Genomic DNA, 20,280 nt, shown 5'->3' with positions numbered 1-20,280 from the left:
AGGCGCATGCTGGCACAGTGCTGTGCTGGAGTCGTGAACGGCTTTCAAGGATGATACGCGGCCGTAAGGCGGGTCACGCAAGCGACCCGCTGGCACTTAATGTGTATGCACGCCGGCAGACTGGTCGGCTGGATGAGAGAGATGATTGCACTGCGTTTTCCCGGAATTCTCCTGCTGGTGGGCGTACTTGGCCTGACGGGCTGTATGCGTTATCAGCAAGCACCGCTGTACCAGCTCGATAGCGGAGAAATTCACGTTCCCGCCGCCGAGCAGGGCATTGCCGTGTTACTCGGGCCGGTGGCGATTGCCGATTACCTGCAGCGCGAAGCCCTGTTGCAGCGCCAGGCCGACGGCAGCCTGATCGCCGCCGAAGATGCGCGCTGGGCTGGCAGTTTGGCTGCCGATATCGATCAGCAGCTGTTGCGTCAATTGGCCTCGCGTCTGGACAGTCAGCGTCTGGTGCTGGCGCCTGCTACCGCTGGTTTCGTGCCGCAGGTGCGCCTGGGGCTGTCGATTACCCGTCTGGATTCAGGCCCGCAGCGTCCGGCCGTGCTGGAAGCGCAGTGGCGTCTGGTGGGTGCCGAAGGCAAGCTGCTTGACGGGCGCCTGGTGCGTCTGGAAGAAGCCCACAGCGGCACCATCGTTGATCAGGTGCGGGCGCAGAGCCTGGTGGTGCAGCAGCTGGTCGAGCAATTGGCGGTAGCCGTCGAAACCCACGGCAAACCAGCGCCGGTCGTGGCTGAGCCGCCGCGCAAGCCGGCGCCAGTAAAACCTGCACCGCCTGCGTCACCGCGTATCCCGGTGGTTGAGCCAATGCGTGATGAAGGCGAAGTGTTCCGCTTCTAAGCGCCGCCAACAAAAAGCCCGCCAATCAGGCGGGCTTTTTGTTGGGTCGGATTAATGGTTTTCGTGCATGCGCGCCAGCTGGCGCTCCAGCAGCGATGGGTAAGGCTCCAGCAAACGCTCCACACAGCAAGCGCCTTGCGGGCTGGCGATGGCGCGAATGCGCGCGCGTTGGCTGACCAGGGCATCGTCGGCAATGCTGCGCTCGACCAGTAGCAGGTTGCGGCTGTGCTGTGACAGCGCCAGAGCGTTCTGCGCCGTTTCGCTGAGCAGCAGGTCGCCCTGGCTGAGGCCGCTGAGGTTTTCACCCAGGGTCAGGCCCAGCTGCAGCTGCAGGGTGATACCGCTGTCCGCCACTTCGATCTGCAGGGCATGACCGAGGGCGCGCATCAGCTCGCCGCAGCAGATGGCGTGGGTCAGGTAGTCCTCACCAATATCCAGCTGGTGGAACAGCATCAGGCTGCTGCCATCGCTGAGGGTATGCAGCTCGCCTTGATACAGGCTGGCAGCCCGGTCCAGGCAGTCGCGGTAGCGTTGCAGCAACTCCATCAGGCGGGTACGCGGCAGGCGGCGTAGCTGTTCCTGTGCGCCCAGCTGGATCGCCAGCACGGCGCTGGGCAGTGGCTGCCGGATCGCGGGGGCTGGCGCAGCTTCAGGCTCGGTTTGATCGCGTAGCTCGGAAAACGGATCGTCCACTGCGCTATCAGCGTATGGCAGGTCATCGCTTTGCAGCGGCTCGACCAACTCGTCTTGCTCATCGAAGCGATCATCGCGCAGGTCACGCACTTCGAAGTCCGGCTCATCGTCGAACGACTCTGGCAGGTAGTCATCATCGTCCTGGGCGGCCGGCTCATCGTAGAACGGTTCTTCCTCTTCTTCAGGCAGCGCAGGTTTTTCCGGCACCAGGCGTGTTTGCAGCTGGCGTGCCAGGTCGCCGATTTCATCCTGGCGACCTGCGCCGGGTGCCGGATCATCCGGGTCACGCAGCCAGGCGCGCAGCTGCAGCAGCGGGGTAGAGATATGCCGACCCAGGCGCATGCTCAGCGACAGGGTCAGGGCCAGCAGAATCAGGCTGAGGATGCCCATGCTCTGCAGACTGATAGTCATCGGTTGCTGGAACTGCTGCATATCCAGGCTGATGCGCAGCTGCCCGGCGATCACTTCCTGAAAGGTAATCGGCGTCGAATACAGCCCTTCGGTTTCACCGAGCATGCTCTGACTGGGACGCGAACCGGCTTCGGCGAGGATACGGTTGTCCACGCTGTAGATAGCGGCGTGGGCCACCAGCGGGTTTTTCACCAGATTATTGAGCAGCACGTTGAGGCTGAGGATGTCGTTGGACACCAGCAGCTCGGTCGCCGAGGCAGCCGTCTGGGTAATCAGGCTGGTGCCCAGGGCTTCGGCTTGTTGTTGCATGGCATGCTTGAACTGCATGCCGATCACCCAGCCATAGATCACCAGGGCCAGGGCTACCAGCAGCAGGCTGTGGCTGGCAATGCGCAGCGCCAGGGGAATGCGCCGCTGGCGCAGGGCCTGGAACAGCAGCAGAAAGAAATTATCGGGTTTTACGGGGGCGGGCCGGTTCACAGAGCTCGGCTCATGTCGACTGTAGTTGGCGCGCAGTATAGCGGTGCCCCTGCAGTGGGCAAAGCGCCGTGCGTGGCTGTTTACCGCTGATAATGGGTAGAATGTGCGCCTTTTCCACGGCTTGTGACCTGTTCAGCAAGCCGCTGCCCCTGACGCTGTACTGGAGACCGAGCCTTGCGCGAAATCGTCCTGATCAATATCACCGGCGAAGATCGCCCCGGTTTGACTGCCGCCATCACCGGCGTGCTGGCCCAGGGCGGGGTGAATATCCTCGATATTGGCCAGGCGGTGATCCATGACACCCTGTCGTTCGGCATTCTGGTCGAGATTCCGGATAACGAGCGCGCCTCGTCGGTACTCAAGGACATCCTCTTTACCGCCTACAAGCTCGATCAGCAGGTGCGTTTCACCCCGGTATCCGAGTCCGACTACCAGCAGTGGGTCAGTGGCCAGGGTAAGGCTCGGCATATCGTCACCCTGCTTACGCGCAAGGTCACCGCCGAGCAGCTGCAGCGGGTCAGTGCGATTACTGCGCGATATGACCTGAACATCGACCATATCGACCGCCTCTCCGGGCGCATGCCGCTGGATATGCCGGCCGAGCAGGGCAAGGGCTGCATCGAGTTTTCCGTGCGTGGCGAGCCTGCCGACCCGGCTGCTCTGCGTGCCGAGTTCCTCAGCGTGGCGCAGGAGCTGAATGTCGATATCGCTTTCCAGCGCGATTCGCTGTTCCGCCGTAATCGCCGTTTGGCGGTATTCGACATGGATTCGACGCTGATCGAGGCTGAAGTGATCGATGAGCTGGCCAAGGCCGCTGGCGTCGGTGAGCAGGTCTCGGAGATTACCGAGCGGGCGATGCGCGGCGAACTGGATTTCGCCGCCAGCTTCCGCGAGCGTCTGGCGCTGCTGAAGGGCCTGCCAGAAACCGTGCTGGCCGATATCGGCGCTTCGTTGCGCCTGACCGAAGGCGCAGAAACCCTGTTCAGCGAGCTGCGCCGTCTGGGGTACAAGACGGCGATCCTTTCCGGTGGCTTTACCTACTTTGCCAAGCAGCTGCAGGCCAAGCTGGGCATCGACTATGTGTTTGCCAATGAACTGCAGATTGTTGATGGTCTGGTCACGGGTGTCGCAGTCGAGCCGATTGTCGATGCCCAGCGCAAAGCCGATTTGCTGCGTGAGCTGGCAGTCAAGGAGGGGTTGCGCCTGGAGCAGACCATCGCCGTGGGCGATGGTGCCAACGACCTGCCGATGCTGGCCATTGCCGGGCTGGGTGTGGCGTTCCGTGCCAAGCCGCTGGTCAAGCAATCGGCCAAACAGGCGATCTCTACTCTGGGCCTGGACGGTATTCTCTATCTGCTCGGCTTTCGCGATCGCGACGGCCTGGAATAGGGCGATAAAAAAGCCGACGCATGCGTCGGCTTTTCTTTGTCCGCAGAGCTATTCGTCGCCGGCCGAGAAGTCGTAGTCCATCGACTGGCTCGGGCCCTGCAGGTAATGGCCCTGAATATAGTTGACCCCGGCCTGCCAGAGCGTTGCCAGTACGCTGGCGCTTTCGACAAAGGGCACGATGGTCAGCTTGGCCTGGGAATGCAGGCTGGCCAGCAGGGTTTTCAGTGCTTCCTGGTTATCTGCTTGGCTCAGATCCTGGGAGAAGGAGCTGTCGACTTTGACGAAGTCGATATGCAGGTGCTTGAGCGTGTTGAACGGATTCAGCGAGCAGCCGAACTGGGTCAGTGCGGTTTTGCAGTGCAGCTGGTTGAGGCCTTGGGTGATGACCTTGGCCTGCTTCAGGTAGGCAATCGCATCCGGTTCACTGAACTGGAATACCAGCGAGTCCGAAGGTAGGCGTGCCGCCTTCAGGGCCACGCTGAGCCACGGCAGCAAAGTCTGGTCCTGCAGGCTGGCGCTCGACAGGTGCACAAACAGGCGGGTGTTGTGGCCCTTGCTGCGATGGTCGGCGAGCAGCTTTATCGAGTTGAGAATCACCCAGCGATCGATTTTCTCGGCCAGGCCGGCGTCCTTGGCTGCATTGAACAGCTCCACGGGCGGGATTTCCTCACCCTGCGGGTTGATCAGGCGTAGCAGCGCTTCGTAGTGTTCAAAGCTGTCGCCGCGCAGGCTGATGATCGGTTGGAACAGCAGGCGGAAGCTGTTGTTTTCCAGGGCCTGTTGAATCATCGCGACGATATTGCCGCGGTTCGCCGCTGCGGCCAGCTCATCGGCCGGGTTGAACAGCTTGATGGCGTTGCCATCGCTCAGTTCATCGGCGCAGCGGTGGGCGCGGTCAACCACTTCCTGAGCCTTGGCGGTTCTCTCATTGAGCCCAGCCACGCCAATCGACAGCGTGCTTTGCACGGTGCGGCCACTGACGTCGAACAGATGACCTTCGACCTTTTTCAGCAAGCTATCCAGCTGCTCGCGGGTGCTCTCCGGGTTGACGCCGGGTTGCAGCACAGCAAATACGTCATCACCAAAGCGCGCCAGTTGTGCGTCGGTACTGAAGTGCGCACGCAGCAGATTAGCCAGATCGGTGAGGAGGATGTCGATACCGGCCAGGCCGATATCAGCGAGCAGGCTGGCGTAGCGGTCGACGCGGATGTAGGCAAGGCTCGAAGGCTGGCCGGCATTCACTGCGCGCTCGGCGGCACTGTCCATCAGTTCGAGGAAGTGGGTGCGGTTGAACAGGCCGGTAACCAGATCCTGGCTGCTGATCTCGCGCAGTTTTTCTTCCAGCTCGGCGTTACCGGTTTCGGCACGAATCACCACCTGGATACACGGCTCGCCATCGTAGGTGGCCGGGGAGAAGCTCATCTGCGCCGGGAAGCTCTGGCCATTGGCCTTGATCCCGGCGCAGTTGAGTTCGGCGCTGCCTTCGGCACTTTGATAGTTCTTCAGGAAGTCCTTGAAGCTCGACTGGTCGCTGCTACCGATCAAGTCGATCATTGGCATGCCTTCCAGTTCATCGGCATCTTCGTAGGCGAACAGTTCCAGATAGGCGCGGTTGGCATAGATATGCATGCCGTCGTGCACATAGGTGATTGCATCAACGGAACTGTCGAGCAGCAGCTGGCAGCGTTTTTCCGTCTCGCGCAGGGCGACTTCCGAGGCGCGGCGGGCGCGGCGTTCTTCCAGGTTGGCCAGCTCGCGCTTGGCAACCAGTACCAGGCGTTCGTCTTCACCTTGTGGCAGCGCGTCCTGAGCACCGAGCATCAAGGCTTCGGTGATGCTGTCTGAGTCGTTGTCGGCGAGCAGCTGAATGACCGGAATATCCTTGGCCTGGCGGCGGATCGCACCAATCGCTTCATTCGGCGCCAGCTGTTCACTGCTCGGCGCGCAGATCAGCAGGTCCCAGCTTTGCTGCAGGGCCTCGTTAAGGTCATCGCTGGAACTCAGGCGATGCACACGGGTTGCCCGCCCGGCATTGCGGAACAGGCTGACCAGGCGCTCGGCCTCGTTCTGCGAGTCTTCGAGTATCAGTAGCCGAATGGTTTTTTTTTCAATGGCCATGGTGTGGTATCAAATCTGCGCCGAACGGGCGCGAAAAGGGAGAGCGTCGGCAATCTACAGCGACTTCCAGAGTGAGTCAAAGTCTTCCTCCCCGTCTGGTGTGCGGCTTTTCGGCGCTGTGACAGGCTTCCCGTGCTCACCGTTGATTTGCTCGACACCCCGGTACTCGAACTGGTTGAAACTGCCGGTGCTGGTCTGCCGGCGGCTCAGTACTGCGCGATGTTCGTTGCCATTCAGATTGATGCTGACCTTATTGCCCTCCTGGAACGGCAGGCGTGCAGTAATCAGGCTGGCCGGCCGCGAGATGGCGCTGATTTCCGGCAGCAGCAGGGCGCGCAGGTACTGGCTATTCTGCTCTGCCTTGCGCACCAGTTGCAGGCCGCAAGCTTGCGCGTGGGGAGCAATTAGCTCGATACCCATCTGCGTACCGCCGCCACGAACCTGGCGAATCCAGCGCACCACGGCAGTGCTCCAGCCTTGTTGCGGCAAGCCTTGCACACCGAGCAGTTCACCGGCCTGCAGCTGGCTGGGGACGTTCCTCGGCCACGACAGGCAGTAGCCGCCTGGGCTGATATTGACGATGGTGACTTCGTGGGTCGGGTAGCTTTCTTGGCCGCCTAGCTCCGTCGGTGCGTTGGGCTGATTCGGCTTGTTGTATTGAATTTCTTCAAAGGGTAGGCCGTTTTCCCACTGATTGCTCTTCTGCGCATCGAATGCGTTCGACCAAATATCCGGCGCCCCGGTGTCGGCCTTGAATACTGCCGCATTGGTGGTTACCGGAACTTGTAGCACCTCGTTGAACGGACGCTTGCCGGCCAGGTAGAAATGCAGCGCACTCATGCCAATGCACAGGGTCAGGGCGCCCTGTCCCTGGCTGCGCTGGAAGGTACGTTCGGCTATATCGCCCCAGGCTGCGGCCAGATGCTGCAGCATGTCGTGACTGAAGCCTTCGGGCACGCTCAGGCGTGATTGAGCAATGTTTTCGGCCGGCAGCAGCAGGTGTTCCTTGATAGCGTCGACCAGTTGGCTGGGGTCGATTCCTAGTGCTTTGTGCAGCTCGGTTTGCTGGAACAGCGAAATATAGCGAGGCGGACCATCCACTTGCGGCGCAACGGCGAACAGGCTGGACGGCTCGTCGCCAGCCTGCAGGGTAGCCAGTGCACTCCAGGGCTCGAGCACTTCGGCGAGGCGAGCAATGGCGCTCTGGCGCATCTGGTTGCAGCGCGCGCAGCCGAGCAGCAGGGCGACTAGATAGCTTTGTTCGGTGCTCATACCTTGGGTGCGCAGGGCCTGGCTATCACGAATCATGGTCTTGTGCAGGTCACGCGTCAGGGCAATCTGATACAGCTGATGCAACTCAAGCCAGAGCCCTTCGGGAACTGGGCAGTACAGCTGGCTTGCGCGAATCAATGGGCCACACAGGCTATGCGTAGCGCGCTGCAGCGCGACGGCAAGCAGTTGATGGTGTTCCCGGCCCGGTTGCGCTGCCAGGCGTGCCACGATCAGTTTATAACCGACGGCCAGGTGGTTCTGCAGGGCCTGGCAGAGGTTGGCAACCTTGCGCGGCCGCTCATCGAGGACGATGGCTTGGTTTAGGAAGTGTTTTTCCAGTTGCTTGCAGACGAAATAGATTTCCGGGCGGAGGATTTCCAGCAGTTGCAGGCGATTTTCCGAAGGCGTCAGCAACTGGTTGAGTTCAACCAGTGCTTGATACAGCTGGCGCGCGGTTTCACCGATATTGGCTTTGGGCAGGCCATCGACCCATTTCTTCAGATCACGCGGACTGGCGTCGCAGAATGACAGGCTTTGCTTATCCGGCGTGGTGACGCGCAGTAGCAAGTGAGAATTCTGTTTATCCATCTAAATCAGATACTCCAGCGCACGGGTAAGGCAGGTGAGTCTAAGAATTATGTTTCGACTCTAGCAGCATCTCGCAGGCCTCGCAGCCATGTGCTTGGCTGGGTTGCCAAGCTGGCGCGACACTCAAATCATCTGGAAGTCTTTATTGTGACTGGTTTTCATGCTCAGAGGTTCACTCTGTCCGGTCTCACGGCACTGGCCGCATAGGCTGATAGTGCCGGTTTGGTAGATTAACCGCGTGACGCGGCGAGGCGTTGGCCCATCTGTACCGGGCTGTTGGCGGCCAGTTCTTCGGCCCACTGCACCTGCTCCGGGCCAAACAGCACGATGGCGGTTGAGCCCAGCTTGAAACGCCCGAGTTCTGCGCCTTTTTCCAGCACAATTGGTGCGCGGGCAGCTTCGTCGTAACTGAATGTTTTCAACGTGCGTTTGGGTGGTGTGACCAAGCCCGCCCAGACGGTTTCGATCGACGCCACGATCATCGCGCCGACCAGCACCACGGCCATCGGGCCGCGCTCGGTGTCAAACAGGCAGACCACGCGCTCGTTGCGGGCAAACAGTTCGGGCACATTTTCCGCGGTGGTCTGGTTGACCGAGAACAGCCGGCCCGGCACGTAGACCATCTCTTTCAGGGCGCCGGCCAGTGGCATATGCACGCGGTGGTAGTCCTTGGGCGAGAGGTAGATGGTGGCGAAGTCGCCGCCCATAAAGGCCGCTGCGCGCTCCGTGTCGCCGCCCAGCAGCTCGATCACACTGAAGCTGTGGCCTTTGGCCTGGAACACCCGACCTTGTTCGATCTTGCCAAGCTGGCTGACCGCGCCGTCGGCCGGGCTGAGGACTGCGCCAGGGCTATCGTCGAGCGGGCGGGCGCCGTCTTTCAGGGCGCGGGTAAAGAAATCATTGAAGTGAGCAAAGGCGGTCAGGTCTTCGACCTGGGCTTCGCTCATATTGACCTGGTACTGCTTAGCGAACCAGCCGATCAGGCGATTCTTGAACCAGCCGGCGCGGCATTCCGCAGCGCAGCCGATCAGGCGCGACAGTAGGTGGTGCGGCAGCAGGTACTGGCTGAGGATAAACAGACGATCTTTCATTGGCGTTCCTTAAAAGTGGCGGGCGGTCTGCGGGGCTTAGCGCTCGACCGGAGTGTCCGGGTGGTTGCCCCACTCGCCCCAGGAGCCGGCATAGGCTTTTACCCGTGGATAGCCGAGCAGCTTGGCGATCAGGTAGGTAAAACCGGAGCGGTGGTGGGTCTGGCAGTGGGTGATGATTTCTTTGTCGGCGGTGATTCCGAGGCTGTTGAGTTGTGTCTGGATGTCCTGACGAATGCGCAGCGCCCGGGCTGGGTCCATGCCCGCAGTCCATTCGAAATTGATGGCGCCGGGGATGTGCCCGGCTTTTTGCGCCAGGGCTTTCTCGCCGTTGTACTCACTGGGTGCGCGGGCATCCCAGATGGCCAGGTCGGTAGCGCCGAGGCGGCTTTGCAGGTATTCGCGGGTCGCGGTCGGCGCGCTGTTCAGCTGCAGTGCAACAGCTTGTGTACCGGTATCCGGCACTGTGCTGCTGAGCTCACGCTCTTCTTCCAGCCAGGCGTGCAGGCCACCGTCCAGATAGTGGTAGCGCGTGTGACCAATTACATCCAGCAGCCAGATAAAGCGTCCGGCCCAGCCGCCACCTTCATCGTCATACACCACATAGACGGCATTGGGGTTATGCCCGAGTTCGCCGAACAATTGCTCAAGTTGAGCCTGCTCAGGCAGCAAGCCGGGTGCTGGAGGCTGGCCCAGTTGGGTGCGCTTGGGGTCGACAAAGTGTGCGCCAGGGATATGGCCGGCTGTGTAGCGGACGTTGCTGGTCAGGTCGACCAGGATCAGCTCAGGCGCATTCAGGCGGCTGGCCAGTTGCGCGGGTTCGATCAGCAAGGGCAACTCAGCGAAGGCGGTCATGCCGGGCCTCTTTTTGCGGGAAAAGGACGGATTGTAGCGGAAAGCCTAGCGCCCGCGGTTGGCAAAGCTGGCCAGCGCGCGCTCAATGCATTGCACGGTTTTGCCGAAGCCCTGCACGCTGGCATCGCTCAGTGCCGGGCCACCCTGATCGGCAAAGATCAGCATAACCACGCGGTTGTTGCTGGCGATTGAGCGAATCAGCAAATGCTCGCTGGGGAACAGGCTCTTCAGCGAACCAGGCAGCATGGCGGAAAACTGCGCGATGTTGGCCGTGCTCAGTTTTAGCTGCGCGGGGGCACTGAGCAGGCGGCGCAGCACCTGGCTTTGTTGCGGATCAAGGCTAAGGCTGGCGGCGGCTTTGTCCAGGCCGCTCTGCTGCTGGGCGATCAGGCGTGTGTGGTTGCGGTCGGCCAGCAAAATCAGTACCCGTTGCATACCGCAGGCCTGGATTGCCTGATTGGCGCAGGCGGTCAGCTGCAACACATTGCTGAACGCGCTGGGCAGGGCGAGCAGGTGCGCGCATAGCTGGCGCCACTCGCTGACAACTGCGGGCTTGGGCTGTTCGACTATGGTTTGCAGGTGCCGCGCCTGCCATGGCCAGAGCAGCGCTTCTGCCGGGTGCCAGAGGTCGGTGCCGGGTATCTGTCGGGCGCTGCTGACGGCATTCTGGTGCAGCAGCTGTTGCACGTTATCGAGCGGCAGTTGCAGGAATAAACCGGTCAGGCGCTGCCAGCGCAGGCTATGCGGACTGTTCCAGACGTGGTGCGCGGACAGTGCCAGGCCGTTGGCCAGCAGAATGCTGTTGGCCGGTTGTGTCAACCAGCGGCGCAGGTTGCTGTCGGCGTCGAGAGTTTGTTGCTGATGCAGTGGATGTTCATTGTCGCGGGCGATATGCAGTGCCTTGACCAGCAGGCGTCGATCGCTGACCAGCAGCCGATAGCCCTGAGTAACCCACTCCGGTAAATGCCATTGCTCGCTCAGGGCCAGGCAGAGCTTCAGCAGCGGCACGCCCAGCAACTCCTGCTCCACCTTGCTCGCGGCTTCGCCCTTGACCAGCACACGCTGCTCCCACACGTCGAACAGCTCAGGGTGGGCGGCGAGCAAGGTCCAGATCGGCGCGAGAAACAGCAGGCTGCCCCAGTGTACTTCTTGCCACAACCGCGCCAGGCGGCCAGCAAACAGGCCATTGGCCTGGTGGCTGGCATGCTGGCTGATCAGCAGAATTTGCCGCAGCGCTTTGGGTAACTCCTGCTCTGGGAGTGCGGGCAGGGCATTGAGCAGGTCTTCGGTGCGCTTGATGCCGAGGCGGCTGATCGCCGCTTCGAGGCTTTCAGTTTGCTCGCTCAGCCCACTGCTCTTGCGGTTGGCTTCACGCAAGACGCTTAGCGCCAAGGCAGGGCAATTTTGTATCAAATCCGCCAACTCGCGCATGGAGCGATTGCTGTCTGCCAGGGCACGGCGCAGCTTTTGCTGACTTTCGAGGGAGGCAGGCAATAGCTGGCTGTCCAGCTGCTTGAGCCAGTCAGTCAGGGCGCGCGGATAGTGGACGGGCTTTGGCATGCGGGTTGAGACAAGCTGGCTTTTGACCTTAACTGGCTATAGTCTCGCGCAAAACTTCCGATAAATAGAAGGGTTGTTTTGCAAAGCCCCTTTCTACCCTCTCTGGCAAGTCTCTTTCTATGGTAAAAATCATCGGCATCATTGTTGTATTCGCCAGCGTGTTGGGCGGTTTTATTCTTTCCGGTGGCCAGTTTATGGCGTTGGTGCATCCCTTCGAGGTGATGATCATCGGTGGTGCGGCGTTGGGTGCTTTCCTGCAGGCCAACCCGGGTAGCGCTTTTATGCATGTGTTCAAGAAGTCGCTGAGCATGTTCAGCTCACGCTTTACGCATCACTACTACCTGGATGTGCTCAAGCTGCTGTACGAGATTCTCAACAAGAGCCGCCGCGAAGGCATGATGGCCATCGAAGCGGATGTCGAAGACCCGGCCGCCAGCCCGATTTTCAGCAAGTATCCCGGCATCCTCAAAGATCAGCAGATGACCTCTTTTATCTGCGATTACCTGCGCATCATGTCGTCCGGCAACATGGCTCCGCACGAGCTGGAAGGCCTGTTCGACATGGAGATCGCCAGCCTCAAGGAAGAACTCGAACACCCGGCGCATGCTGTGGCCAAGGTGGCCGATGGTATGCCGGCCATGGGGATCGTGGCTGCGGTACTGGGCATCGTGATCACCATGTCGATCCTCGCCGAGGCGGATAACGCGGAGATCGGCCAGAAGGTTGGTACCGCGTTGGTGGGTACCTTCCTCGGGATCTTGGCTTCCTACGGCTTCTTCGGCCCGCTCTCGGGTGCGTTGGAGCACGATGCCAAGGAAGAACTGAACGTCTATGAGGCGATCAAGGCCGGTCTGGTGGCTTCGGCCTCGGGTATGCCGCCATCGCTGGCAGTGGAGTTCTCGCGTAAGGTGCTGTTCCCTGCGCACCGTCCGAGCTTTGCCGAGCTTGAACAGGCCATGCGTGGGGGCTAACGCGAGCCATGGAAAATAACCAGCCGATTATCGTCAAGCGGGTCAAGAAGGTTGCCGGTGGCCACCACGGTGGTGCCTGGAAAATCGCCTTCGCCGACTTTGCCACAGCGATGATGGCGTTCTTTCTGGTGATGTGGCTGATGTCTACGGCCACGCCCGAGCAGAAGAAGTTGATTTCTGGTTATTTTCAGGACCCTGTGGGCTTCTCCGAAAGTGCCAGCCCCTATGTGATCGACCTGGGCGGTACACCGACCCCGGCTCCCGACCGCACCCTTAACCCGGAGCCGCAGGAAGAACAAAGTCCTGCCGAGGATTCGCAAGCCGATGTGGACAAGCTGCAGGCCGAGTCGATAGCCGAAGAAGTTGAGCGCGAGCGGCTGGAGTTGCTGTTGCAGGAATTGCAGAACAAGGTTGAGGAAAACCCTCAGCTGCAGAACTTCAAGGATCAGATTCTCTTCGAAATCACCCAGGACGGTCTGCGAATCCAGATCATGGACGCCGAAAACCGGCCGATGTTCGCCTCCGGTAGTGCGCGCTTGCAGCCGTATTTCGAAGATATCCTGCTGGCCATGACCGACACTATCGCTGCGGTGCCGAACAAGATCAGCGTCAGTGGTCATACCGATGCCGCGCTCTTTGTCGGGCGCGGCGGTTACGGCAACTGGGAGCTGTCCGCCGATCGTGCCAATGCGGCGCGGCGGGTGCTGATTGCTGGCGGCTATGACGACGAGCAGGTCGCGCGGGTAGTGGGCTATGCCTCCTCGGCCTTGTTTGATCGGGAGAACCCGCTTAATCCGGTCAACCGACGTATCGATATCGTGGTGCTGACCAAGAAAGCCCAGCGGGCCATTGAGGGCTCGCAAAGTGATTCGACTGATCCACCTGCTGAGGCGGGAAACTCTCCGGGTGCGCCTGCCATCACGCCCCCCGTCGTGCCCGACGAGCCGCTGCCCGATGGGCAGTTACGCGAGCGACTGAATATCTTCGAAGATGGCGTGTTGCAGTTCGATCAGCCCGCTGAGTGAGCTGTATGTTAAAAGGCCGCGACTTGTCGCGGCCTTTTTTGTTGATGGCCTGCCATCTCTGGCGGCCACCCTGCGGGTGCGTCGCGGCGCGACGTTGAAAGCCGCCCCGGCAGTTCTTTCAGTACTCGGCTTCCGGCAGGCTGGCCAGAATATGCCGGTAGCTGGCCATGCGCTGTGGGTGCAGGCGACCCTCTTCCAGCGCCTTTAGCAGGGCGCAGCCGGGTTCGCGGTCGTGCTTGCAGTCGCGGAAGCGGCATTGGCCGATCAGGTCGTGAAACTCGATAAAGCCGGCTTCGACATCGTCGCGGCTGACGTGCACCAGGCCGAACTCGCGAATCCCGGGGGAATCGATCAGCTCGCCGCCGCCCGGGAAGTGGAATAACCGCGCGGTGGTGGTGGTGTGGGTGCCTTTGCCGGTCAGTTCGGAGAGTGGCCCAACGCGGGTATCGACTTCCGGCAACAGGCTGTTGACCAGCGACGATTTACCCACCCCGGACTGGCCGACGAACACGCTGACATGGCCATCGAGCTGCTGTTGCAGCTGTTGCATGCCGTCGCCGCCATGGGCGGACACTTCCAGTAGCGGATAACCGAGTTCGCGGTACACGCCGAGCATGCGGTTGAGGGCCACGGCGTTCTGCTCATCCAGCAAGTCGGTCTTGTTCAGCAACAGTAATGGACGGATGCCGGCATGCTCGGCGGCTACCAGGTAGCGGTCTATCAGATTGGCGTGGGGCTCGGGCAGTGGCGCGAAGACGATTACGATCAGGTCGACGTTGGCCGCGACTGGCTTGAGCTGCCCGCGAGTGTCTGGGCGGCAGAGCTCGGTGCTGCGCGGCAATTGGGCAACGATCACGCCAATGCCCTGGTTGCCGGCGCGCCACACCACCTGGTCACCGGTGACCATGCTCGGTAGGTTGGCACGTAGGTGGCAGCGGAATACCTGGCCGGCCAGTTCGCCATCCAGGGCTTCTACTTCGACCTGTACGCCGAAGTGAGCGATGACCAGGCCGGTCTGTTCCGGGCCGAGGTCGCCGCCTTCAAGAATCTGTATCGCCTGCGACTCGCGCTTGGCGGCGCGGGCGGCGCGCTCGCCCTGGATTTTTTCGATACGCCAGTTTTGCCGGCGGTTGAGTTGGCGTTTGGCCATGGGGCTTCCGAGAGTTGAATTGCGCAATAAACGGTCGCGAGTCTAGCACGGGCTGCCTATTGAGCTGCTGGCACGGCTAAACTGCGGCGCATCATCGGTCGGGCGGTTGAGGAGTCTGCATGCTGCGCGTTGTCCGTCACTATCCGGCGCTGCTGGCCTTGTCTGCTCAACTGGGTGCGACCCTGCTGGTCGGTTTGGCGCTGTATCTGATCGCTCAGCTGTCACCCTGGCGACTGACGCTGATGGCAGCCGGCCTGCTGCAAGGCTTGCTGGCTGCCACGTTGGCGCGCTATCTGGGATTGTCGCGCTGGTGGTGCGGATTGAATCTGCTGTTCGTCCCGGCGCTGCTGCTGACCAGTGGCGCGCCGCTGCCATCCTGGGTGTTTCTTGGTGGTTTCTTTCTGTTGTTGCTGCTCAACTGGAACAGCTTTGGCGAGCGGGTGCCGTTGTACCTGACTGCAGTCGGTACGCGTCAGCATTTGCGCGCAGTGCTTGACGAGCAACCCGCGCAGTTTCGTTTTATCGATCTGGGCTGCGGTCCTGCCGGGACGTTGCTGAGCCTGGCCCGCCATTATCCGCAGGCGCAGTTTGTCGGCGTGGAGACCGCGCCGCTGTCCTTCGCCATCGCCTGGTTGCGCGCCGTACCACAGCGTAATTGCCAGATCCGCTACGAGAATCTCTGGCGTACAGACCTGTCGGTGTTTGACGTGGTGTATTGCTTCCTGTCTCCAGCGCCGATGCCCGAGCTGTGGGCCAAGGTCGGCGCGCAGATGCCGGCCGGCAGCCTGTTGATCAGCAACACTTTCGAGGTGCCGGGGCAGCCTGCGGATCAGCAGATCGAACTGCGCGACTGGCGCAAGTCCCGACTGCTGTTGTGGCGCATGCGCGGCGCGGCTTGAATTCGATGCGCTACAGCCGAGCGCAGTAGTTTTCCGGCGGCCTGTTAAACTGTCGGCCTTAGTTGAGGAGCCGCGCATGCAGAACGCCAATAACCTGATCTGGATCGACCTGGAAATGACCGGTCTGGAGCCTGAAACAGACGTCATCATCGAGATGGCCACCATCGTCACCGACAGCGATCTGAACATCCTCGCCGAGGGGCCGGTGATTGCCGTGCACCAGAGTGATGAGCTGCTGGCCGGCATGGATGAGTGGAACACCCGTACTCACGGGCAGAGTGGCCTGACCCAGCGTATACGCGAAAGCACCATCGGCCCGGCCGAAGCGGAAGCCATGACCATCGCTTTCCTTGAACAGTGGGTGCCGAAGGGCAAGTCGCCGATCTGCGGCAACAGCATTGGCCAGGACCGGCGCTTCCTCTACAAATATATGCTGAACCTGGAAGCCTACTTCCACTACCGCTATCTGGATGTCTCGACCCTGAAGATTCTTGCGGGTATGTGGGCGCCGCAAGTCAAGGAGTCGTTCCAGAAGCAGGGCACGCACCAGGCGCTTGATGATATCCGCGAGTCCATCGCCGAGCTGAAGCACTATCGTCAGCACTTCCTCAAGGTCTGACCTATATAAAAGCCCGCTACGGCGGGCTTTTTCTGTGTTCGGTTACAGGCCGTGACGCGCCAGCGCCCACTCGACATGCTCGCGTACTAATTCTGATGGGTGTTCACGGCGTGCCTTTAGCGCTTCCAGCACCGGGATGCTGGAGGGCGCATTGCCCAGGCCGACGGCCAGGTTGCGCAGCCAGCGCTCATAGCCGGCGCGGCGCAGCGGTGAGCCTTCGGTGCGGCTGAGAAATTCTTCCTCGCTCCAGCCAAACAGTTCGGCTAGCTCGGCGTTGTCCAGGCTGTGGCGCGGCTGGAAATCGCTCTGCTCGGTGGGTTTGGCAAAGCGGTTCCACGGGCAGACCATCTGGCAGTCGTCACAGCCGAACACCCGGTTGCCGATGGGCGCGCGAAGCTCTTCAGGGATTGAGCCCTTTAGTTCGATGGTCAGGTAGGAAATGCAGCGCCGCGCGTCCAGTACATAGGGGCCGACAAAGGCGGCGGTCGGGCAAATATCCATGCAGGCCGTGCAGCGACCGCAATGCCCGCTGGCGTGAGGTGGGTCGACCGGCAGCGGCAGGTCGACAAACAGCTCCCCGAGGAAGAAGTAGCTGCCGGCCTTGCGGTTGAGTACCAGGGTGTTCTTGCCGATCCAGCCAAGCCCGGCCTGTTCGGCGATGGCCTTTTCCAGCACGGGTGCGCTGTCAACAAAGGCGCGAAAGCCGAGCGGGCCGATCTGCTGCTGGATGCGTTCGGCCAGCTGCTGCAGGCGTTTGCGGATCAGCTTGTGGTAATCGCGGCCCAGGGCGTAGCGCGACACGTAGGCCTTCTCTGGCTGGGCGAGGCGCTGGGCCATCTGTGTGTCGCCGGGCAGGTAGTCCATGCGCAGTGACACCACGCGCAGGGTGCCGGGCACCAGTTCGTCCGGATGGGAGCGTTTGCTGCCGTGGGCAGCCATATAGTCCATCTCACCCTGGTAGCCCGCATCCAGCCAGCGCTGCAGGTGCGCCTCGTGCTCGCCCAGTTGCACATCGACAATCCCGACCTGCTGAAAGCCCAGCTCACGGCCCCAGTCTTTGATCGACTGGGCAAGGGCGATGAGGTCAAGGGTGTCAGTATTCATATGAGGGCGGGTAACCGGGGCGCAGGTGGGTATAATTCTGCCAGACATCGGAGCCGACGCATGCTGCATTCACCTGAGGATGGTCTGAAAAAGACTTCCTGATTTTGGCAAAATATCCGCACTCCACCCGCCGAGTTTTCCGATGAAGCAGATGACCTTCGCCGACGCCGAGTACGCCGGCAAGCGCAAGCAGACCCGCAAAGAATTGTTCCTGATCGAGATGGATCGGGTAGTGCCATGGAAAGGGTTGATCGCTTTGATCGAGCCGCATTATCCAAAGGGTGAAGGCGGCCGACCGTCCTATCCGCTGATGGCGATGCTGCGAGTGCATCTGATGCAAAACTGGTTCGGTTACAGCGATCCGGCGATGGAAGAGGCGCTGTACGAGACCACCATCCTACGCCAGTTTGCCGGGCTGACTCTGGAGCGCATTCCTGACGAAACCACCATCCTCAACTTCCGCCGCTTGCTGGAAAAACACGAACTGGCTGCCGGCATCCTGGCCGTGATCAATGGCTACCTGGGTGACCGTGGTTTGTCGCTGCGCCAAGGCACCATCGTCGATGCCACGCTGATCAACGCGCCGAGTTCAACCAAGAACAAGAACGGTAAGCGTGACCCTGAGATGCACTCAACCAAGAAAGGCAATCAGTATTACTTCGGCATGAAGGCGCACATCGGGGTGGATGACGAGTCTGGCTTGGTGCACAGCGTGGTGGGTACTGCCGCCAACGTGGCGGATGTCACCCAGGTCGATAAGCTGCTGCACGGCGAGGAAAACATGGTGGGGGCCGATGCCGGATATACCGGTGTCGAGAAGCGCCCCGAGCATGAGGGCCGTCAAGTGATCTGGCAGGTTGCAGCACGGCGTAGCACTTACAAGAAACTCGGTAAGCGCAGCGCGCTGTACAAAGCCAAGCGCAAAATCGAGAAGGCCAAGGCCCAAGTGCGAGCCAAGGTCGAGCATCCGTTTCGGGTGATCAAGCGTCAGTTCGGTTATGTGAAGACGCGCTTCCGTGGCCTGGTCAAAAACACGGCGCAACTGGTGACTTTATTCGCGCTGTCAAATCTGTGGATGGCGCGCCGACATTTACTGACGAATGCAGGAGAGGTGCGCCCGTAATGCTGGAAATGGCTGCCGCGAGGTGCTCGCGGCGGCTAAAAACACAGAAATGAGCCGGTAATCTGATCGTTTTTGATCGATTTATCACTTTCGAAATCAGCAGAGGCTGACGTCAGCCAGAAATGCATGGCTACTTCAGAGGATCCCTGACAATCTTCCTCTGCCGCTGTACAGCGCCGCACAAGTGCGCGAACTGGATGCGCGATTAATCGCGGCCAGCACGCCGGGTTTCGAACTGATGAGTCGCGCCGCACATGCCATCTGGCGTGCCATGCGTCGGCGCTGGCCGGATGCCGGTGTGCTGACGGTGCTGGCCGGGCGCGGTAATAACGCCGGTGACGGCTACTTGGTGGCCGCCTTGGCGCTGCGTGCGGGGTGGCGGGTGCAGGTGCTGGCGGTCGGCGATGCGGCGCAGTTGCAGGGCGATGCCGCGTTGGCCCGCGACCAAGCGCTGGCCGCTGGGGTGGCGGTGCAGCCCTGGAGTGAATGCGCCGAGCTGCAGGGCGTGGTGCTCGATGCTCTGCTCGGCACGGGCTTGCAGGGCGCCGTGCGTGAACCCTATGCCCAGGCCATCCGGCTGTTGAATGCCAGCAGTCTGCCGGTGCTGGCGGTGGATATTCCGTCCGGGCTCTGCGCTGATACCGGCCAAGTGCTGGGCGTCGCTGTGCGTGCGCAGCTGACGGTCACCCTGATCGGCCTCAAGCTGGGTCTGTTTACCGGGCAATCGGCGGATTACCTGGGCGAGTTGCAGTTTGCTGATCTGCAGGCCGACGCGGCCCTGGTTGCTGTTCAGGCTTTTACGGCCCAGCGCCTGGCGCTGGCCAGTTTGCCGCGGTTGCCTGTGCGTTCGCGCAGCGTGCACAAGGGCCAGCTGGGCCATGTACTGGTGGTGGGCGGCGATCGCGGCTTTGCCGGGGCAGGGCTGCTGGCGGCGCAAAGCGCTTTGCGCGCCGGTGCCGGGTTGGTCAGCCTGGCGACCCGTGGCGAGCATTTGCCGGCAGCGCAGGCGCGCTTGCCCGAGGTAATGAGCGCCGGCGTGGCCTCGGCCAATCAGCTGCTGGCGCTGGGCGTGAATGCCAGCGTCTGGGTGGTTGGCCCAGGCTTGGGGCAGGGCGCCTGGGGGCGCAGTCTGTTATCGGCGGCTGCGGTCAGCCAGGTTGCGCAGGTCTGGGATGCCGATGCGCTGAACCTGTTGGCGCAAACTGTAGTCCAGTTGCCTGCAGCCGCGGTGCTCACCCCGCATCCTGGCGAAGCGGCGCGCTTGCTGGGCATCAGTACGGCCGAGGTGCAGGCTGATCGTTCAGCGGCGGCGCGGGCTTTGGCCCAGCGCTATCAGGCGGTATGTGTGCTGAAAGGCGCTGGTAGCCTGATTGCCGCGCCGGATGGCGGCTTGTGGTTGTGTGATCGCGGCCATCCAGTCATGGCAGGCGCCGGATTGGGCGATGTGTTGGCCGGTTTAATCGGTGCACTGCTGGCGCAGGGCCTGCCTGCGCTGGAAGCGGCCCAGCTGGCGGTCTATCTGCATGCCTGCGCGGGTGAGCAGTTGGCGCAGCAGGGCCGTGGTCTGGCGGCCAGTGATATGTGTGCGGTTATTCGTCAATTGTTGCAGGAGCAGTCTGCGTGTCTGAGTTAGAACTGTTTGCCGCCGATGAAGAGGCGATGCTGGCGCTGGGTACGCGCATCGCCGAGGCGACCGGCGGCGTGGGGGTGATCTATCTGCATGGCGATCTCGGCGCCGGTAAAACCACTTTGTCGCGCGGAATTATCCGTGGGCTGGGGCATGTCGGGGCGGTAAAAAGCCCGACCTTTACCCTGGTCGAACCCTACGAGCTCGGTGCGGTTAGGGCCTTTCACTTCGATCTGTACCGTTTGGTTGATCCCGAGGAGCTGGAGTTTCTCGGCATTCGCGACTATTTCGAAGGCGATGCACTGTGTCTGGTCGAGTGGCCGCAACGCGGCGCAGGCGTTTTGCCAAAGGCGGACATGGACATTACCATTAGCCCGCATGGAGCCGGGCGGGCGCTGCATCTGCGGGCGCAAGGCGAGCGCGGCAACGCCTGGTGTGCCATTTTGGCCGTCGGGGCATGAA

The 20,280-nt window shown here is 61.4% G+C and carries 17 protein-coding genes; 9 read left to right on the top strand and 8 right to left on the bottom strand.

The window, feature by feature from the left end; translation table 11 throughout:
* Nucleotides 1-141 precede the first annotated feature (141 nt).
* Complete coding sequence (locus tag BLW24_RS03695; protein WP_090376842.1) at nucleotides 142-846, top strand: PqiC family protein; 705 nt, start codon at nucleotides 142-144, stop codon at nucleotides 844-846.
* 51 nt (nucleotides 847-897) lie between these two features.
* Here the strand turns inward: BLW24_RS03695 and BLW24_RS03690 are convergent, their stop codons facing one another.
* Nucleotides 898-2,430, bottom strand: coding sequence for an AhpA/YtjB family protein (locus BLW24_RS03690; protein WP_090376839.1), 1,533 nt, complete (start codon nucleotides 2,428-2,430; stop codon nucleotides 898-900).
* A gap of 174 nt (nucleotides 2,431-2,604) precedes the next feature.
* On the opposite strand from BLW24_RS03690, the gene serB reads away from it, so the two are divergent.
* On the top strand, nucleotides 2,605-3,819 hold the full coding sequence (gene serB, locus BLW24_RS03685; protein ID WP_090376836.1) for a phosphoserine phosphatase SerB: 1,215 nt from the start codon (nucleotides 2,605-2,607) through the stop codon (nucleotides 3,817-3,819).
* A 48-nt stretch (nucleotides 3,820-3,867) separates the two neighbouring features.
* Here the strand turns inward: serB and BLW24_RS03680 are convergent, their stop codons facing one another.
* The 5 genes from BLW24_RS03680 to BLW24_RS03660 all read right to left on the bottom strand — a co-directional run bounded on the left by BLW24_RS03680 (nucleotide 3,868) and on the right by BLW24_RS03660 (nucleotide 11,300).
* Nucleotides 3,868-5,937 (bottom strand): EAL domain-containing response regulator, encoded by a 2,070-nt coding sequence (locus tag BLW24_RS03680; protein ID WP_090376833.1) that lies wholly within the window; start codon nucleotides 5,935-5,937, stop codon nucleotides 3,868-3,870.
* A gap of 54 nt (nucleotides 5,938-5,991) precedes the next feature.
* A complete protein-coding gene (locus BLW24_RS03675) occupies nucleotides 5,992-7,797 on the bottom strand; it encodes a molecular chaperone (protein WP_090376830.1) in 1,806 nt (601 codons plus the stop codon).
* Nucleotides 7,798-8,027: 230 nt separating this feature from the next.
* Nucleotides 8,028-8,888: an archaetidylserine decarboxylase gene (asd, locus tag BLW24_RS03670; protein ID WP_090376827.1), complete on the bottom strand. Its 861-nt coding sequence runs from the start codon at nucleotides 8,886-8,888 to the stop codon at nucleotides 8,028-8,030.
* 36 nt (nucleotides 8,889-8,924) lie between these two features.
* On the bottom strand, nucleotides 8,925-9,740 hold the full coding sequence (locus BLW24_RS03665; RefSeq protein ID WP_090376824.1) for a rhodanese-like domain-containing protein: 816 nt from the start codon (nucleotides 9,738-9,740) through the stop codon (nucleotides 8,925-8,927).
* A 45-nt stretch (nucleotides 9,741-9,785) separates the two neighbouring features.
* Nucleotides 9,786-11,300: an HDOD domain-containing protein gene (locus BLW24_RS03660; RefSeq protein WP_090376821.1), complete on the bottom strand. Its 1,515-nt coding sequence runs from the start codon at nucleotides 11,298-11,300 to the stop codon at nucleotides 9,786-9,788.
* Between the two features lie 119 nt (nucleotides 11,301-11,419).
* On the opposite strand from BLW24_RS03660, the gene motA reads away from it, so the two are divergent.
* Together motA and motB are read left to right on the top strand one after the other, a co-directional pair.
* Entirely contained in the window at nucleotides 11,420-12,271 is an 852-nt protein-coding gene (motA, locus tag BLW24_RS03655) for a flagellar motor stator protein MotA (protein ID WP_090376818.1), read from the top strand.
* 8 nt (nucleotides 12,272-12,279) lie between these two features.
* Nucleotides 12,280-13,296 (top strand): flagellar motor protein MotB, encoded by a 1,017-nt coding sequence (gene motB, locus BLW24_RS03650; protein WP_090376815.1) that lies wholly within the window; start codon nucleotides 12,280-12,282, stop codon nucleotides 13,294-13,296.
* A gap of 118 nt (nucleotides 13,297-13,414) precedes the next feature.
* Here the strand turns inward: motB and rsgA are convergent, their stop codons facing one another.
* Complete coding sequence (gene rsgA / locus BLW24_RS03645) at nucleotides 13,415-14,446, bottom strand: small ribosomal subunit biogenesis GTPase RsgA (protein WP_090376811.1); 1,032 nt, start codon at nucleotides 14,444-14,446, stop codon at nucleotides 13,415-13,417.
* Between the two features lie 119 nt (nucleotides 14,447-14,565).
* Here rsgA and BLW24_RS03640 point away from each other — a divergent pair, with 119 nt between their 5' ends.
* On the top strand, nucleotides 14,566-15,345 hold the full coding sequence (locus tag BLW24_RS03640; protein WP_090376809.1) for a class I SAM-dependent methyltransferase: 780 nt from the start codon (nucleotides 14,566-14,568) through the stop codon (nucleotides 15,343-15,345).
* Between the two features lie 76 nt (nucleotides 15,346-15,421).
* Nucleotides 15,422-15,964, top strand: a complete 543-nt coding sequence (gene orn, locus BLW24_RS03635) for an oligoribonuclease (protein ID WP_090376806.1) — start codon at nucleotides 15,422-15,424, stop codon at nucleotides 15,962-15,964.
* 42 nt (nucleotides 15,965-16,006) lie between these two features.
* On the opposite strand, the gene queG is transcribed toward orn, so the two are convergent.
* Nucleotides 16,007-17,068 (bottom strand): tRNA epoxyqueuosine(34) reductase QueG, encoded by a 1,062-nt coding sequence (queG, locus tag BLW24_RS03630; protein WP_090376803.1) that lies wholly within the window; start codon nucleotides 17,066-17,068, stop codon nucleotides 16,007-16,009.
* A 142-nt stretch (nucleotides 17,069-17,210) separates the two neighbouring features.
* Here queG and BLW24_RS03625 point away from each other — a divergent pair, with 142 nt between their 5' ends.
* From BLW24_RS03625 to tsaE, 3 genes are all read left to right on the top strand, one after another.
* Complete coding sequence (locus BLW24_RS03625; RefSeq protein ID WP_090375326.1) at nucleotides 17,211-18,191, top strand: IS5 family transposase; 981 nt, start codon at nucleotides 17,211-17,213, stop codon at nucleotides 18,189-18,191.
* Between the two features lie 184 nt (nucleotides 18,192-18,375).
* Nucleotides 18,376-19,824, top strand: a complete 1,449-nt coding sequence (locus BLW24_RS03620) for an NAD(P)H-hydrate dehydratase (protein ID WP_244161076.1) — start codon at nucleotides 18,376-18,378, stop codon at nucleotides 19,822-19,824.
* Nucleotides 19,812-20,279 (top strand): tRNA (adenosine(37)-N6)-threonylcarbamoyltransferase complex ATPase subunit type 1 TsaE, encoded by a 468-nt coding sequence (tsaE, locus tag BLW24_RS03615; protein WP_090376796.1) that lies wholly within the window; start codon nucleotides 19,812-19,814, stop codon nucleotides 20,277-20,279. Before BLW24_RS03620 ends, tsaE begins: the two co-directional genes overlap by 13 nt.
* Nucleotide 20,280: the final 1 nt, after the last annotated feature.

The organism is Pseudomonas anguilliseptica, assembly GCF_900105355.1.
GTDB lineage: Bacteria > Pseudomonadota > Gammaproteobacteria > Pseudomonadales > Pseudomonadaceae > Aquipseudomonas > Aquipseudomonas anguilliseptica.
The sequence above is the reverse complement of the archived record's forward strand: the minus strand, read 5'-3'. Positions and strand labels throughout refer to the sequence as shown.